Annotated in this window: 12 protein-coding genes and 1 tRNA gene; 7 read left to right on the top strand and 6 right to left on the bottom strand. The window is 42.7% G+C overall.

All coding sequences use genetic code 11. The annotated features are described in order from the left end of the window. Positions 1-298: 298 nt before the first annotated feature. From AC1F2U_RS19275 to abc-f, 4 genes are all read right to left on the bottom strand, one after another. Entirely contained in the window at positions 299-1,036 is a 738-nt protein-coding gene (locus AC1F2U_RS19275; RefSeq protein ID WP_099101680.1) for a Stp1/IreP family PP2C-type Ser/Thr phosphatase, read from the bottom strand. 16 nt (positions 1,037-1,052) lie between these two features. After that, positions 1,053-2,738: an ABC1 kinase family protein gene (locus AC1F2U_RS19270; protein ID WP_480262559.1), complete on the bottom strand. Its 1,686-nt coding sequence runs from the start codon at positions 2,736-2,738 to the stop codon at positions 1,053-1,055. Between the two features lie 145 nt (positions 2,739-2,883). After that, the gene (locus AC1F2U_RS19265) at positions 2,884-3,210 is read right to left on the bottom strand and encodes a DUF6825 family protein (protein ID WP_480262558.1); all 327 of its coding nucleotides are present in this window, start codon (positions 3,208-3,210) and stop codon (positions 2,884-2,886) included. A 78-nt stretch (positions 3,211-3,288) separates the two neighbouring features. Beyond that, on the bottom strand, positions 3,289-4,920 hold the full coding sequence (abc-f, locus tag AC1F2U_RS19260; protein ID WP_480262557.1) for a ribosomal protection-like ABC-F family protein: 1,632 nt from the start codon (positions 4,918-4,920) through the stop codon (positions 3,289-3,291). A 429-nt stretch (positions 4,921-5,349) separates the two neighbouring features. On the opposite strand from abc-f, the gene AC1F2U_RS19255 reads away from it, so the two are divergent. After that, the gene (locus AC1F2U_RS19255) at positions 5,350-6,114 is read left to right on the top strand and encodes a Uma2 family endonuclease (RefSeq protein WP_480262556.1); all 765 of its coding nucleotides are present in this window, start codon (positions 5,350-5,352) and stop codon (positions 6,112-6,114) included. A gap of 12 nt (positions 6,115-6,126) precedes the next feature. Here the strand turns inward: AC1F2U_RS19255 and AC1F2U_RS19250 are convergent, their stop codons facing one another. Further along, a complete protein-coding gene (locus tag AC1F2U_RS19250) occupies positions 6,127-8,868 on the bottom strand; it encodes a CBS domain-containing protein (protein WP_480262555.1) in 2,742 nt (913 codons plus the stop codon). Between the two features lie 150 nt (positions 8,869-9,018). Between AC1F2U_RS19250 and psbZ the strand changes: the two genes are divergently transcribed. The 5 genes from psbZ to AC1F2U_RS19225 all read left to right on the top strand — a co-directional run bounded on the left by psbZ (position 9,019) and on the right by AC1F2U_RS19225 (position 12,534). Next, positions 9,019-9,207 (top strand): photosystem II reaction center protein PsbZ, encoded by a 189-nt coding sequence (gene psbZ / locus AC1F2U_RS19245; protein WP_099103014.1) that lies wholly within the window; start codon positions 9,019-9,021, stop codon positions 9,205-9,207. A gap of 193 nt (positions 9,208-9,400) precedes the next feature. Beyond that, entirely contained in the window at positions 9,401-9,979 is a 579-nt protein-coding gene (ribH, locus tag AC1F2U_RS19240) for a 6,7-dimethyl-8-ribityllumazine synthase (RefSeq protein WP_099103015.1), read from the top strand. A gap of 127 nt (positions 9,980-10,106) precedes the next feature. Further along, a tRNA-Gly gene (locus AC1F2U_RS19235) sits at positions 10,107-10,178 on the top strand. A gap of 681 nt (positions 10,179-10,859) precedes the next feature. Continuing rightward, entirely contained in the window at positions 10,860-11,267 is a 408-nt protein-coding gene (locus tag AC1F2U_RS19230) for a hypothetical protein (RefSeq protein ID WP_094348002.1), read from the top strand. A 4-nt stretch (positions 11,268-11,271) separates the two neighbouring features. Then, on the top strand, positions 11,272-12,534 hold the full coding sequence (locus tag AC1F2U_RS19225) for a glutamate-5-semialdehyde dehydrogenase (RefSeq protein ID WP_480262554.1): 1,263 nt from the start codon (positions 11,272-11,274) through the stop codon (positions 12,532-12,534). 112 nt (positions 12,535-12,646) lie between these two features. Here the strand turns inward: AC1F2U_RS19225 and AC1F2U_RS19220 are convergent, their stop codons facing one another. Beyond that, the gene (locus tag AC1F2U_RS19220; protein ID WP_480262553.1) at positions 12,647-13,771 is read right to left on the bottom strand and encodes a WD40 repeat domain-containing protein; all 1,125 of its coding nucleotides are present in this window, start codon (positions 13,769-13,771) and stop codon (positions 12,647-12,649) included. Between the two features lie 245 nt (positions 13,772-14,016). Here AC1F2U_RS19220 and AC1F2U_RS19215 point away from each other — a divergent pair, with 245 nt between their 5' ends. Further along, complete coding sequence (locus tag AC1F2U_RS19215; RefSeq protein ID WP_480262552.1) at positions 14,017-15,588, top strand: alkaline phosphatase D family protein; 1,572 nt, start codon at positions 14,017-14,019, stop codon at positions 15,586-15,588. Positions 15,589-15,972 lie beyond the last annotated feature (384 nt).

Raw genomic sequence — 15,972 nt, 5'->3', positions numbered from 1 at the left:
CTTCGGAGGACGGAAATTTTAAGGAGGTTGGAGAATTAATGGTAATAAGCGTGAATTATAGTCGCTTTACCTTATTACGTGCAAGATGTCAATTTACCAATTTATACAAATTTAGCCTCTTTGGGTCATTTTAGAGGCTAAAAATATTTGTATCAAATTGTAAAAAGGAAAAATGCTCACGCTGAACAAATTACTGAGTATATTTACCAGATTTGTCCTTTGTCTTACCCTGCGGGAAGCCGCTGGCGCGTCTATGTCCTTAGTTATTTGTTTAAAGTTACTAAGCATCGACTAATGACTAATGACTATTTTCTTCAAGCGAGACGATGACAACTGTAATGTTATCGTGCCCTCCATGCTCTTTGGCAGCCTCAACAAGAGAGATGGCGGCTTTATCAAGCCAAGGACTATCTTGGAGGCAGTTAGCAATCTTCTGCTCGACAAGTTCTTCTGTAAGACCATCACTACATAACAGCAAGCGATCGCCAACTTTTACATCTAGTGGTTGCACATCAATTTGATGCAAGTCTTCGCGCCCCAAACAGCGCGATAATACATGACGAAAAGGATGTAATCGTGCTTCATCTAAAGTGATATCACCAATTTTGATTGCTCGTGCTACCCAAGTGTGGTCTTCCGTCACCTGTTCTAAGTGCGACTCGCGGAAGCGATACAGCCGCGAATCGCCAACATGAGCGCACCAAGGCGACTCAGGAGAGCGAAAAATCACTGCTACAACTGTTGTCCCCATGTCGGCGCGTTCGGGATGATTTTGCTGATCCTGCAAAATTGCTTCATTGGCTCCCCACAAAGCTTGCTCTAGCAATTCTTGAGAAGACTTAGAAGTTTCCCAATTTGCTACTAAATACGCCTGAATTTCTCCAGTGGCAATGCGACTTGCCTCTTCACCTCCGGCATGACCACCCATACCATCGGCAACAACGAAAAATCGTCCTTCTGGGTCTATATAGTAAGCATCCTGATTATTAGAACGAATAAGTCCCGGATCGCTAAAACCCGTGAAATTAAGTTTCATAAATTTTTTGCAACAATTAATACATACGATCGTAACGGTCGAGGCGTAAAAGTAATCGGATCATGATCGCTGAAAGCGCCGCTGCAATTAAACCAGGCAGCAGTGCCAACCATACATAATCCTTAACCACTAAAATAGTAGCTGAAAGCGTAAAACCGCTGATTAACAGAGCATAGCTTATTGAGAGCTGAATACTGCTCTGTCGCCGCAGCAGGCGTTCAGTTTCTATAGACCGAACGCGCAAGCGCATATCTCCCTGCTCTAGCTTCTCTAATGTATCCTCTAATCTACGTGGTAGACCAAAGGCGGTACTACTTACCTGAGCTGCTTGGCGACTTAATTCGTTAAGAAAGCTATTCCCCTCAGAACCATTCATATCGGTCATAAGTTGCATTGCATACGGTTTGGCAACTTCCATAAAGTTAAACTCTGGATCTAAGCCTTTGCCTACCCCTTCTAGGGTAGAAAAGGCTCGCATCACAAAAGTGAAAGTTGCTGGAAATCTAAATGGCTGATTATAAGCTATTTCGTAAAGGTCGTCACTGATTGCTGCAACTGATTGATTTTCAAAGGGCTTATCCATAAAATGATCCAGCATATACTGGACGGAACGCCGGACTGGGCCCATATCATCAGTTGGGGCGATCGCACCTAAATTTATCAGAGATTGCACAACGCGATCGCCATCTTTTTGAGCAATGCCAAACAGTGTTTGCATCAATCCTTCGCGGATGTTGGACTTAATCCGCCCCATCATGCCGAAATCATAGAATATCAGAGCGCCATTTGCACTGACGGCAATATTACCTGGATGAGGATCGGCGTGGAAAAAGCCACTATTGAGTAATTGTAGTAAGTAGGCTTGAGCGCCTTGACGAGCGATCGCTTTTCGATCCAAACCTGCTGCTTCTAAAGCTTCGTATTGGCTAATTTTAATTCCAGGGAGATATTCCAAAGTCAGCACTCTGGAAGTGGCATAACGCCAGTATACTCTTGGGACATTCACCCAATCATAGCCACGAAAGTTACGGCGAAAAGTATCGGCGTTACGGCCTTCGTTGAGATAATCAATTTCTTCCCAAAGAATGCGGCAACATTCTTCGTAAATACCTAACCAATCTCGCCCCCGTCCCCATTTGGGATGGTTTTGAAAGTAGCGGGTAATTCCTTTGAGAATTTGTAAATCTATTTCAAATAACTTCTTTAGTCCAGGACGTTGCACTTTGACAACAACCAATTCCCCTGTATGTAGTACAGCTTTGTGTACTTGCCCCAAGCTAGCAGCAGCTAAGGGAATAGGTTCAAAATTATGGAAGAGTTCAGGAATTTTCTTGCCTAGTTCTTTCTCAACGATCGCTTCTACTTGCTCATAACTAAATGCGGGTACTTTGTCTTGTAACTTGGCTAGTTCTTCTACATATTCACCAGGGAATATATCAGCACGGGTAGAAAACAGTTGCCCAACTTTGATGAAGGTTGGTCCTAAATCCAATAGAGTATTGCGAATCCAGACTGCTTGGGTTTTGCGTCTTGCAGCTTGCTTTACATCAGTCACACCTCCCGGATAACTCCAAGATTTGTTGTATAGCCAAAGTTTGAACAGTAAGGTCAAGACAAAAGACCAAATGTCCACAAAACGCCGTTTGCTAGAGTATTTTTCCCGATTCCAACGGTATGCCTTCTCTGAATAACCTTGTTCCATATACTTTGTTTACCGTTGGTTTGCGACCGAATCACTTGGAAGAAAAGACACTCTGATTCCTAAACTATTTTTTTCTTAAATGTCCTTTGTCATTTGTCATTCGTGCATAATTTTTGACTAATGACCAATGACTAATGACTAAAATTTATGCAGAAGTTCGGCGATAATGTTGCAATTCTGTTCGTAACAGGGCAATTTCTGCTCGTAATTCGTCAATATCTGCTTGCAAGTCACCGGAATCAGAACTAGCTTGCCCAGTACTTGGGGTAGCTTGACCAGCATTAGCTGATTCTGCTGCCCGATTTGCCCGCTCTAGGACTTCTTCTGTAAACTGGCGTAACTGCTCTCTAGCTTCTGCATCAAATTTGCCCAGATCGCTCAAAGCATCGGTCAAGGCGACCTCTAAACGCTCATTAACTACTTCTGCTACCGCTCTGCCTACGAAAAAGGCTTGCACAAGGGGATTACTCATAAATTTTTGTTACGTTGCACCGCAAGAGAATTATAACTTGCCTGTATGCTTTGCCGCTTCTGTTGTTGAGGTAGAAATTTACATGAGGCGATCGATAAAGCGATCGCATTCCAGCAACTCTCGATAATATTGCTCTGGTGTACTTGGTAAATAATTTGTCATTTGCAAAGTTTGTTCCCTCAACTTGAAACCTTGGGTAATGTTAATCCGGCTGAGGAAATCGAGATCGTGGGAGATTACCCAAAGCGCTCCTTGGTAATCATTGATACCTACTACTATTTGTTCAACAGTTTCAATATCCAGGTTATTAGTTGGCTCATCGAGAATCAGTAGATCGATTTCTGAGATACTGATTATAGCAATCGCTAATCTTGCCAATTCACCTCCACTCAGTACAGAGGCGCTTTTGTAAACGTCATCATATTTAAAGAGAAAGTGTCCCAACTGTTGACGTAAAAGCTGATAGCTGAGATGAGGATTGGCAGCTTGCATATTTTCTAGAATTGTGTATTGGCGATTTACCAATTCGTAGGTTTGATCGAGATATACAGCTTTCATGGCTGGTGTGAGCAAAACCTCACCTGATTCTAAAACCGCTGTTTGGTTTTCCACGCCCAAAATTGCTTTGACCAAACTCGATTTACCAGAACCGTTTGCGCCGATAATTGCTATGCGATCGCCAGATGATATATGCAGTTGAATATTTTGAATCAATAGACGCTCTGATATCCTAAGATTTGCACCCTGGATATTAATTAGATTTCGGCGCTTTTGATTTTTTTCTTCTAGCTGAATACTCGTGACTTTGGTAGTTTTGACCTTTGTCTCTGCAACCTTTTGATTAGCCTTTGCTACTGCTGCTTCATGTTTCTTTTTCGCAGTTCCGGTAGACACCTCAGCTTTGGTTTTAATCAGTCCTGCTGCCATTCTATCAATACTACCATTCAGAAACTTGGCGCGACCGTTGCGACTAGATTGGGCTGCGCGTTGCTGTTCTTGCATCGCTGTGGCTTGGGTACGTTTGAGTTCCTTTCTGGCGGATTCGTGCGATCGCAATGCTACCTCTAACTCTATTTCTTTCTGTTCTCGATAGTACGAGAAATTACCGCCGTATATTTTCAAGCCAATAGGTGTAAGTTCCCAGGTAACTTCTGTTACTTGGTCTAAGAAAAAAGGCTTATGAGAGACAATTACATACGCACCTGTGAAATTTAAAAGAAAGTGTCTTAAGCTTTCTAATGCTTGCAAATCCATGTGATTAGTTGGCTCATCGAGCAATAATAAGTTTGGCTCTTGAGCTAAACCAATTGCCAAAAACAGTTTAGTAAGTTCTCCACCACTCAAGTTAGAGATTGATAAAGATAAGTCAATTTTGGTGTGGAATTGTGTTTGCAAAATATCGTTAATCTTCCACCAATCATCAGAGATAGAAATCAAAAATTTAAGTACTGTATCTGCTGTAATTTCTTGTTTGATAGTGCTGATTTGTGGCAAATAATAGACCATACCATGATGCAAAACTGAGCCTGTGTTGGGGCTGAGTTGACTTGCAAGTATCTTGAAAAGGGTTGATTTTCCTACCCCGTTGCGACCAACCAAAGCAATGCGATCGCCCGCGTCGATATTCACATGAACTTGTTGAAACAAAGTTCTATCTACGCTGAGGCCATAGGCTAAGTTCTCAGCTAACAATATTGATTTTTTCGGCATTATTCTCAAACCTCAATTCCCAAACTCCACCCGCGTGTTTCATAAAATTACAGGTAGATTAGACAAAAAAACTCAGCCGCAGACACTTGTCAAACGGTTCTATATAGATAGGAGTGATGACAATATTTTTATTGCATGACTATGTGAAGTAACCTTGTCAAACTAGTTGCGTTTATTCTTCGTTGACATTTGTTGCTTTGGCGCAACAGGTGTTCGATACTACTTCATTTCTGCTATCTCGTTGGAGTTGTGATGAGGTTTGATATTGACTACAGTTTAGCACGAAGGAATTTCGGAAAGTGAGAATGCGATCAGCTGTTTTTGCCAAGCGTTAATGTAGCGCAGTAAGCGATAGCTATGCCGTCAGAGCGGTCGCTAACTACCACAGTGGTAAAATAATTAATAACTACTTGATGCCCTATTCATTCTATGACCATTGCTCAAGAATTAGATTCTCAAGAAGGCATCTGCCAAGATGTTATATTTCCCCCGGGTGATTTATATAGTGACGAACCTCCCTTGGAAAGCGAACTGCATTTACGGCAAATAATCCTACTTTTAACCTGTCTGGAATGGTTGTGGCGAGATAGAAATGATTTCTATGCGGCGGGAAATCTGACTATCTACTACAGTCCCCGCCAACGCAAATCAGAATACTTCCGAGGTCCAGACTTTTTTGTTGTGCTGGGAACTGAACGTAAAACCCGTAAAAGTTGGGTAGTCTGGGAAGAAGATGGCAAATATCCAAATGTAATTTTAGAAATTTTGTCTAACTCAACAGCTAATACTGATAAAGGCTTAAAGAAAACAATTTATCAAGATACCTTCCGCACGCCCGATTATTTTTGGTTTGACCCTTACACACAAGAATTTGCGGGATTTCATTTAGTAGATGGCGAATATCAACCTCTACAAGCAATTGAACAAGGATATTTGTGGAGTCATCAGCTAGGGTTATATTTGGGAGTTGATGAAGGTTTATTGCGGTTTTTTACACGAGATGGGCAACTAATACCAACACCGGAAGAAACGGCAGAACAGGTACAGGAAAAAGCTGAACAAGCCGAACAAAAAGCTGAACAAGCCCAGCAAAAGGCTGAACAAGCCGAACAAAAAGCTGAACAAGCCGAACAAAAGGCAGAACGTTTAGCAGCAAAACTGCGGGAGTTAAATATCAATCCAGATACAATTTAGACCAGAGCTATTTCATTGAGGATAATGTTGCGCTAAAAACTTGTCAGCTTCAGTCTTATCTTTAATTACTCCATCCAAGGTAGCAGCAAGCATATCATCTAATATCTGCCGATATTGAGGCCCTGCTTTATAACCAAGTTTCTTTAAATCATTGCCATTCAGTAGTGGCTGCACATTAACCCAAACAGTTAAATATTCCCAAATCTGATGTCTAAGCGATCGCGGACTTTGCAAAGCAATTAAAATCAGCATTGGTAAATCATACTGTCGCAACAACTGTACTACTTGACTAGGACTTTGACAGTTAGGCAAAGATTCCATTACTTCAGTTTGAGCAGAAGCCAAGTTTTGCAAGCGTTTAATGCCATCTTCTTGCAATTGTAGATTTTTTGCTACTTTCGCCCGATATTGTGCTGCTAGATGGGCGATTAACGCTTCTAAACGCATTTCCCAATGAATGAGGGTTGGTTGCGGGTCAAATCGCCGCAAGCAGCGTTCTAGCAAACGTAATTGTCGCAGGAGTTCTGCGTCTAGCTTCAGGGTAGGATGGATGCATTGCAATGCCCCTAAGTTATCGAGTAACTGCAAAGCCGATTTCCAGTAGGGGGCTTCTAGGATGTGCTTTAATTCTGTTTTCAGTCGAGTTTGCAGGGCTGGAGTTCTGCTATTCTCTTGAGCAGTGCGATCGTAAACACCACTGTTGATGGCATAGCGGATAAACTCTTCAGTTTGCGGTTCTATCTGAAATCCGAGGCGCACGGCAAAGCGCACGCCACGAAAAATGCGGGTGGGGTCTTCGATAAAGCTATTGGCGTGTAAGACCCGAATTTGTTTAGCTTGTAAATCTAGTAATCCACCAAAAAAATCGAGTAACTCACCAGTACGAGGGGAAGTCAGGCGCAAGGCGAGGGCGTTGATGGTAAAATCTCGGCGATACAAATCTTGACGAATGGAACTCGCCTCAACTTCTGGATTTGCCGCTGGATAAGGATAGAATTCTGTTCTAGCCGTAGCAATATCGACCCATAGAGAATCTAATTCTGGGTCTTTGTGCCACAACAAAGCCGCAGTTTGAAAAGCCCCGTGGATTTCTAAGCGAGCCATAGGGTAAAGTTGTTGGAGTGCTTTGGCTAATTCCACACCAGCACCGACATCTGCTGATTTATGAAAGCCATCAACCACAAGATCGATATCTTTAATCATCAAAGTGCCCGCTACTGCTTCTGTTAATAGCAAATCCCGCACCGCACCGCCCACTAAATAAAGATGCCAACCCCGTTTTTCTGCCTCTTGCGATGCTGTAGTGAGTAATTGCCACAGTTGCGGAGCAAGGCGATTTTGCAATTCAGTTCTGAGAGGAATTTTAAATTTTGTTAGCGCAGCGTTAGCGAGTCCGTGAGCGTCATTTTGAATTTTGAATTTTTGCTCTCCCTCTTGGTCTTCATCCCATTCTTGATGTAATTCCCGCAAGACATCAGTACGGGTAACAATACCGATTAACTGCTCGTTTTCCAATACTGGTAAGCGTCCGATATCATAAGTGACCATCACCGACTCAATTTGTGGCAATGTCGTATCTGGTGTAATCGTTTTGAGATTCTTGGTCATGTATCCCTTAACTGGCGCATGACTAAATCCGTGGTGTAAGGCGATATCAATATCCCGTCGCGAAATAATACCTACTAGTTGCCCTTGAGTATCAACTACGAATAAACCAGAGTGTCCATAGCGTAATAAAATGCGCTGGGCTTCGGCAATTGTGGTTTCAGGCAGAATCGTGCGAACAGGAGAGGACATCAAGTCCCTAGCAGTGAGGGGATGGGGAATTTGTGCTTTTACCCCGTCTAGGAGTTGTTTTAATATTGCCTCTGAATCAACTCCTCTTAGGTTTAGCGATGCGGCTTGTGAATGACCCCCGCCACCTAGAAGTTGGAATAATTGGTTAAGATTCGTTTTGGGAATTTGCGATCGCCCAATTACAGTTAAGCGTGAATTCCCTTCATCTAAAGGATACTCATTAGCCAATAATAGGGCATCAATTTCGGTTAATTCCACAAGTTCCGAAGCTAGGCTCGATAGCCCCGGCACAAAAGCCTCAGTTTTCAAAGTTACCCAAGCAACCGTATATCCATGTAGACAGATATCTTCTAAACTTTCCAGTGCCTCAGTTAATAGCTGCTGCAATTGCGGTGATAATCCGGGGTCACGGTAGGTGGAAATTACTGATAAACTAGCCCCTTGTTGCATCAACCAAGCCAAAGCTAAAGCATCCCGTGGTGTGGACTGGTCATATGTCAAAGAGCCAGTGTCAACGTGGATACCCAAAGCCATCACAGTTGCTTCAGCAGGAGTCAAGGAAATTTGCTGTTGTTGCAATTGCTCGACGATTAAAGTTGTGGTTGCTCCTACTGAGTCAATATGCGATCGCGTGGCGGGAATATCTGATTCTTGTCCTAAGTGATGGTCATAAACTATAATCTCTTTTAGACTAGGTAAATCTAACCACTGGGCAGCTTTACCCAAGCGATCGCGCTGTTGTGTATCCACCACAGTCAGAGAGCGAATTTTTTCTGAATTCACCGAACGGCGTTCAATCAGAGGATATTCATCCCGATGCAATGCTAAAAAATCCCGTACAGTAGGATGAGAGCCGCCGGGGAGCACAATCTTGCTTCCCGATAGTAGGCGCGTTAACCCTACTGCTGCTCCTAATGCGTCAAAATCTGCTGTGGTGTGGCAAAGAATTAAATCCATAGTTAAGAGTCATTAATCACTTGTACTTAGACAAAGGACAAATGACAAAAATGTTGCAATTTCTGCTAGCTTAAAAATAATAAGAAAGTGTCAGTGTCGCCCTTTAGGATATTCTATCCTTAGTATTTCGCTGTATTGGGAGAAGCAAAAATGACCATAATATTCCAATTTGCCTTGATAGGTCTAGTAGTGTTGTCTTTTGTCCTCGTTGTAGGCGTTCCGGTTGCTTATGCCACTCCCCAAAATTGGAATGAATCTAAAAAACTCCTCTGGGTTGGTTCTGGGGTCTGGATTGGTTTGGTGTTTTTAGTTGGTTTGTTAAACTTTTTTGTCGTTTAGGCGACGGCTTCGCTCTGGCGCAGGCACATAATATAAGAACTAGAGGGGCAGAAAAGCCAAGGTCAAAGGTTAAGGGAAACAAAGGATTTTTTCTTTTTCCTACTAACTTTATTTTGACCGCGCTTTCCTGCTCCTCTACATTTAAATAAGAAATGTATATTTGGCCAGAAGTATAGTTGATAAAGAGGCAGTCATGGCAGTTTTCGAGGGAACTTTTACCCAAACGGAGCCTTTGCGGTTTGCAGTGGTGATTGGTCGATTCAATGACCTAGTTACCGGAAAGCTGCTAGAGGGATGTCAAGATTGTTTAAAACGCCACGGTGTAGACCCTAATCCCCAAGGTAATCAGGTGGACTATGTTTGGGTTCCGGGAAGTTTTGAGGTACCTTTAGTAGCTCGCCAATTAGCACTTTCCCATCGTTATGATGCTGTAATTTGTCTTGGCGCAGTCATTCGAGGACAAACACCCCATTTTGATTACGTATCCTCAGAGGTTTCTAAAGGCATTGCCGCCGCTAGCTTTCAAACTGGGGTGCCAGTCATTTTTGGCATTTTGACAGTAGATACTATGCAGCAAGCTCTAGAACGGGCAGGCATAAAAGGTAATCATGGCTGGGATTACGCCCTGAATGCCTTAGAAATGGCTAGCCTGATGCGACAACTGCGTTCTAACCTAGCAGAGCCATATTCTCGTAATAGCCAGTCTCTGCCACCTTCTTTTCCAAGTGCCAGCGTTGGCAATTTAACTTTGGAGTCAGAAGAACTCGGCTAGTCTGTCATTAGTCATTTGTCCTTTGTTATTCACTAATGACAAAGGACAAATGACTAATGACCAATGACTAAATTAGGGGGTTGACAATTACAGATAAATCTGAGATATTGATATTTGGGTGATGATCGCGGGTATAGCTCAGTGGTAGAGCGTCACCTTGCCAAGGTGAATGTCGCGCGTTCGAATCGCGTTACCCGCTTCCAACTAAAACCTCTTGAATTTAACAATTCCAAGAGGTTTAGTGTTTTTAAGGTGCGTTGAAGTGTTCGTAGATTAGCTCTGCACTCTTGTAAACTACTCCGAATGTGGACAGGTCAGTTAAAATTAGCCACAATCTATATAATATTTGGACAAAGAGTTAGACACTAAAATAGATGTTTTAGCAATTCCCGATTTGGAAACGCTTTTGAACTTCAAGGAATATAGATTGGACATGATGCCGATCTAACCTTGATAACTGATTGTAATATATAGTGACCCAAAGGGAAATTAGCGGGTTTGTTGATGCGTGTTGTTTACGAGTGCGGCCTTCCCAAAGGATTTGCTTTAGAAGCGATCGCCACCTATGCTTAAAATTGTATCAGGTGTGTCAGCAGAATAAATCCCCAAAAACGCAACCACATTACCTTGAAAGCGACAGATGAAGAGAAGGAAATTTTTAAACAAGATTGCCAGCTACGGGGAAAGATTAAAAATAGATAACTCCGTACTGATTTGGCAATTAGTAGGATACTTAAAGTTAGCTGCATCTACTGTTGGTAATCAGGGCAATGTTTGCATCACCTTTTTATGTATATAAAGACAGAAGCCTCTAAGGTGTTTACCAAGGCATTATATTCTTGTAGTTCGTGTAAAACACGCTCAAGTTATTAGAACGCTTGTGCAATCTCAAAAACCCGAAAAAATCGATTTCAATACCGAATACCCCTGTCCCTGTCGTCGCCGGGGTCAGTTAATTCCGATTACGCTGACAGAAGCATTTGGTTGCGATCGCTGTCAGCAAATCTTTGTTGTAGAAGATAATGGTCATGTCCTAGAACAGCTTTCCACCACCTATCCCTACAAACGGGCTTGGCGTTGGATGGGAAATAGTTGGCATGTTGTCCATCCCCGCTTGGGAGAAAGCTATTTGCCTATAGCGCTGGGGATTATTTTCGTGCTAGTGATTATATGGCTGCCATTAGCACTGCGATTGGCAAATGGTTCCAGCATTATTGCTTGGGCAATGGTGGCGGTGCTATTGGCTATTTTACCAGCACTAATGGTCTGGCTTACCTACAGACGTTAACTCAATGACTGTTGAATTGGATGACCACCCCGAACCGATTACTAGTGCCCAACGAGCCTATCAAGCTTCCCTAAAGCTGGCGCTCACAAAGGGAGCAGACCGAAGTCGTGCAGTATTGGCAATGGCAAAGGCGATTGAGCGCTCATTTGACGACATTCTAGAAGCCAATACCTTGGATTTAGAAGCCAGTCGGGAAATGGCAGTGCCTGAATTGATATTGGACTGGCTGAAGCTGACTCCCACAAGGCTAGAGATGACAGTGGACATTTTGCAACGGTTGGGGGAATTATCAGATCCGCTGCGACGCGTCAGAACCGCTGATTATCAACTGGAAGATTCCCAGAGTTATACCCAGTTAATGCCCTTGGGAGTGATTGGATTTATTTATGAGGCATTTCCCGATTTAGGGGCGATCGCAGCGGGTTTTTGTATCAAAACTGGTAATTGTATAATTCTCAAAGGCAGTACCGAAGCCAGCCATTCCAACGCCGCTATCGCTGAGGCACTGCAAAATGCGATCGCAGAAGTTGGACTAGCTCCGGGCTGTCTAGAACTGATTACAGCAGAACATGGGGCTTCGATTCGGGATCTAGTCACCCAAGACCAGTACGTGAATTTAGTTATTCCCTACGGGCGTTCTAGCTTAGTGCAGCAGGTAGTCCGACAGTCAACTTGCCCAGTTCTAAAGTCGGCGATGGGTAACTGTTACCTCTACTGGTCGCTGAATAGTAGCTTAGAAATGGTGCGCTTGATGATTCTTAATAGCCATCAAAGTGAACCCGATCAAGTCAACGCCATTGAAAAAGTACTAATTCATCGTCAAGCCTTGCCATCATCTTTAGCAGTTCTGTGGAACAGCTTGATGGAAAAAGGCTTTGAAATTAAAGGAGATGCAGAACTAGTACAAGCCTTTCCCCAGTTGCAGCTGGTAAAAGAAGGCGAATGGGGAAACCCTTATTTAACGAGGACAGTAGCTTTTAAACTGGTGGATAGCTTAGAGGGTGCGATCGCTTGGATTAATGAATATAGCAGTGGTCATGCTGACTCCATCGTGACTGAATCCTACCAGGAAAGTCGGCAGTTTGCGTTGGGAGTTAACAGCGCCTCTACCTACATCAACACTTCCCCGCGTTTTTCCCGCAACCCTTCGCGGGGAGATTCAGTATTTCTCGGTATGTCTAATCAAAAAGGTCATCGCCGGGGATTTATCAGCCTGGAAACTTTGACCACCGTTAAGCACATTGTTCAGGGAAATGGCAGATTTTAAATAATTCGTAATTTGTAAAGTATAATTCGGAATTTTGAAGTAAAACTATCTCAAATCACTGTGGATTCCGAGAGTGGTGACGCGGATACTTGCTTGTAGAAGATTATAAAATCTAAATTATTGCAAGCATCTTAACAAAGTTTTGCGCTTTGTCCCATTTTTCACGTAGCTCGTCCGTGTCCGCCCTACCAGAACTGCTGGGGTATCCCCATACCTGAGCTGTAAATGTACTGCCTCCAATCCAAACAAATAGTCTCTGTCCGTCCGAGCTAATTGTATGACAATCAATGAATGATAAATTAGTTATGAGGCGACAAAGTTCATGTCCTGTCTGAATGTTCCACACTTTAATAGTTCCATTTTCTCCGCTACTACTAATTAATAAACGTCTATCTGGGCTGATATCAACATCAGGAATAAACCTTGATTGGGTATTAATTGTGCAAAATACCTGTTCTGTCTGCCAATCCCACAATTCCAGAGTAGTATTATAGTTTTTGTCACTGGCATAAGTGACCAAGGTTTGTGAGTTTGAGTATATGGAAAAACGGCGAGGAAGATATTCAGGTATCTCAATAGAGGAATTTTCCTCTATTTGATGAATATTCCATAATACAAAAATATTAGCATCACCAGTACTGACAAGTTTTTGACCATCTGGACTAAAAGAAACAGCCCAAAAGTTTTCCGCATGATGACCGGTGGTAAAGATTTTCTCCCCTATTTTGAGATCCCACACTTCAGCACAATCATTAGAATGCGAAAGTCCTAATATTTGGTCATCTGGAGCGAAGATAACTTGAGTAAATTTCGTTGGGTTTTCCTGCTTCCATGTGTTAGTTACTTGTTGTGTCTGAATATTCCATATTTTCACTATTCCATCATTATCATCAAGAGTTACTGAGACTTCTTTATCTACATTAATAAAAATATGACCAATCCCAGGAACTTGATCTGTATACCTCTCAATAGTAAAAAGATACTCAAAAAATAAATAGGGGTTGTATGCCTGTAATGCCAGTTTAGCTCTTGGCTCTGTACTTTCCTGAAGTAGCCAATAAGCTGCTTCTTGAACATCAACCTCTGAGTTCTGTAAAGCTTCAATAATCAAGTCTAAGCCAGCTTCCCCATACTCAAAAGCATCTAGAAGGGCATCAATTTTTTGTTCAACCCTTCCATACGCCAGCAATTGCTTAACTCTTTGAATCCCTCCCAAAACTGCATCATTAACTGTCATAAATTCTTTACTATTTTGGTGCTGGGTCTAAATCTGCCACAAACTTCTCCTAGTTTCAATACCCAATCCCCTAATTCAAATTTAAACTTAACAAAATCTTAATTTCTACTTGATCCTGGGTTGATAGGTTGCTTGTGTTTGGTTGAGCAGCAATTAGGAAACAAGTCAAATCAAGCCATTATTTGTGCTTTTGGCAATTGACCCTCCTAAATGCCAACTGTATTTACATCTAAGAAGGGGTGAATATGGAACTTATGGATGGTACGCGCCTGCTAGCAAATCAGTGCAAACGGCGGAATTTTTTGTTGGGTGCAGGATTCTTAACAGGGTTAACAATCGCTAGCCAATGGCATCCGGTATTGGCTAACTCAAGGTTTTCTGGCTATCCGTTCAGTCTTGGTGTTGCCTCTGGCGATCCTTTGCCGGATGGTGTTGTTATCTGGACACGACTGGCTCCAAATCCACTCTCTGGAGGTGGAATGCCACTCGTAAATGTCCCAGTGCGGTGGCAAGTCGCCCTTGATGAAAACATGAAACAAGTTGTGCGGCGAGGAACAGTACTAGCAACACCAGAGTTAGCGCACTCAGTCCATGTTGATGTCCGTGGGCTAAACCCTGAGCGTTGGTATTGGTATCAATTTCAAGCAGGTAAGGAAGTTAGCCCCATTGGACGGACTCGTACAGCACCAGCATCTTATAGTTATACCCAACAGCTGAACTTTGCTTTTGTCTCCTGTCAAGACTGGCAAAATGGCTACTATACGGCATATAGGCATTTGGCTGAGGAAAATCTCGACCTTGTGGTTCATCTGGGTGATTACATCTACGAATACGGGCCACAGTCTGGTGGGCCCCGCCAGCATAATAGTCCAGAAATTATCACTCTTAAAGACTACCGCGATCGCCACGCCCTCTACAAAACTGACCCAAATCTTCAAGCTGTTCATGCGGCTTTTCCCTGGATTGTCACTTGGGACGATCATGAAGTTGACAACAACTACGCCAACTTAATTCCCGAAGACAATCAAACCCAAGAGGCTTTTAGAAAACGGCGAGCCAATGCTTACCAAGCTTACTACGAACACATGCCTCTACGTCAGTCTTCATTGCCCAAGGGAGTAGATGCGCTGCTTTATCGGCGATTGACTTTCGGTAATTTAGCTGAGTTCAATGTGCTAGACACGAGGCAGTATCGCACTAACCAACCTTGTGATGATGGACTTAAGCCTCGCTGTTCCCAAGCTTTTGATACAAATGCTACCATGACAGGCTCAGAGCAAGAACAGTGGCTACGAAAAGGGTTAGATCAATCGCGATCGCGCTGGAATGTGATTGCTCAACAGACTATGTTAGCCGAGTACAATTTCAATAGTAGTCCAGGTGTCGGTGTCTTCAATGTGGATCAGTGGGACGGTTACGTAGCTGCACGTAATCGGCTTTTGAGTTTTCTCAACCAGCGCCAACCCTCTAATCCAGTGGTAATTACTGGAGACATCCATTCTAGTTGGGTACACGACCTAAAGCTTGACTTTAATAATCCAAACTCACCGACGGTAGGTACTGAGTTCGTAGGAACTTCAATTACCTCTGACTTTCCCACCTCATTCATCGCTCCATCTCAAGCAGCCCTAATTAATAATCCCCATACTAAGTTCTTTGATGGTGCTTACCGAGGATACGTCCGCTGCAACCTGACTCAAAAACGCTGGCAAAGTGACTATCGCGTTGTATCAAGCATCGTTGATATGAATGCCTCAGTCAAAACCCTAGCTTCCTTTGTAGTCCAAAACGGACAACCAGGGGCACATCTAAGTTAAGCAAATCTCATAACCAATCAAACAAACCCTCCAGATTCTATTTGGAGGGTTTCAATATATTAAATATGATTTCGACCATAACAATATCTTAATTCAGATATTTTTATCCCACATTTTGCGAATGTTCGGATATAGCAATGCTATCTGAGTTACCAAAACTGCAAACAGACTTAAAAAAGGCGGCAGATATGAGAAATTCAGGTGGAGTGTAGACTATTCAAGTGGGAAGCGATCGCCTGTTAAAGCTTATACTGAATCAATTTTACTATAGAGTTATTTTGGCATTTATTTGCAATACTTAACTAACTTCTAATTAACAAAAGTAAACATAGATTAAAAATAATAACTAACATCATAATTTATTAAGTTCATCAGACTAAATTG

It is taken from the genome of Nostoc sp. LEGE 12454, assembly GCF_056620565.1.
The sequence above is the reverse complement of the archived record's forward strand: the minus strand, read 5'-3'. Positions and strand labels throughout refer to the sequence as shown.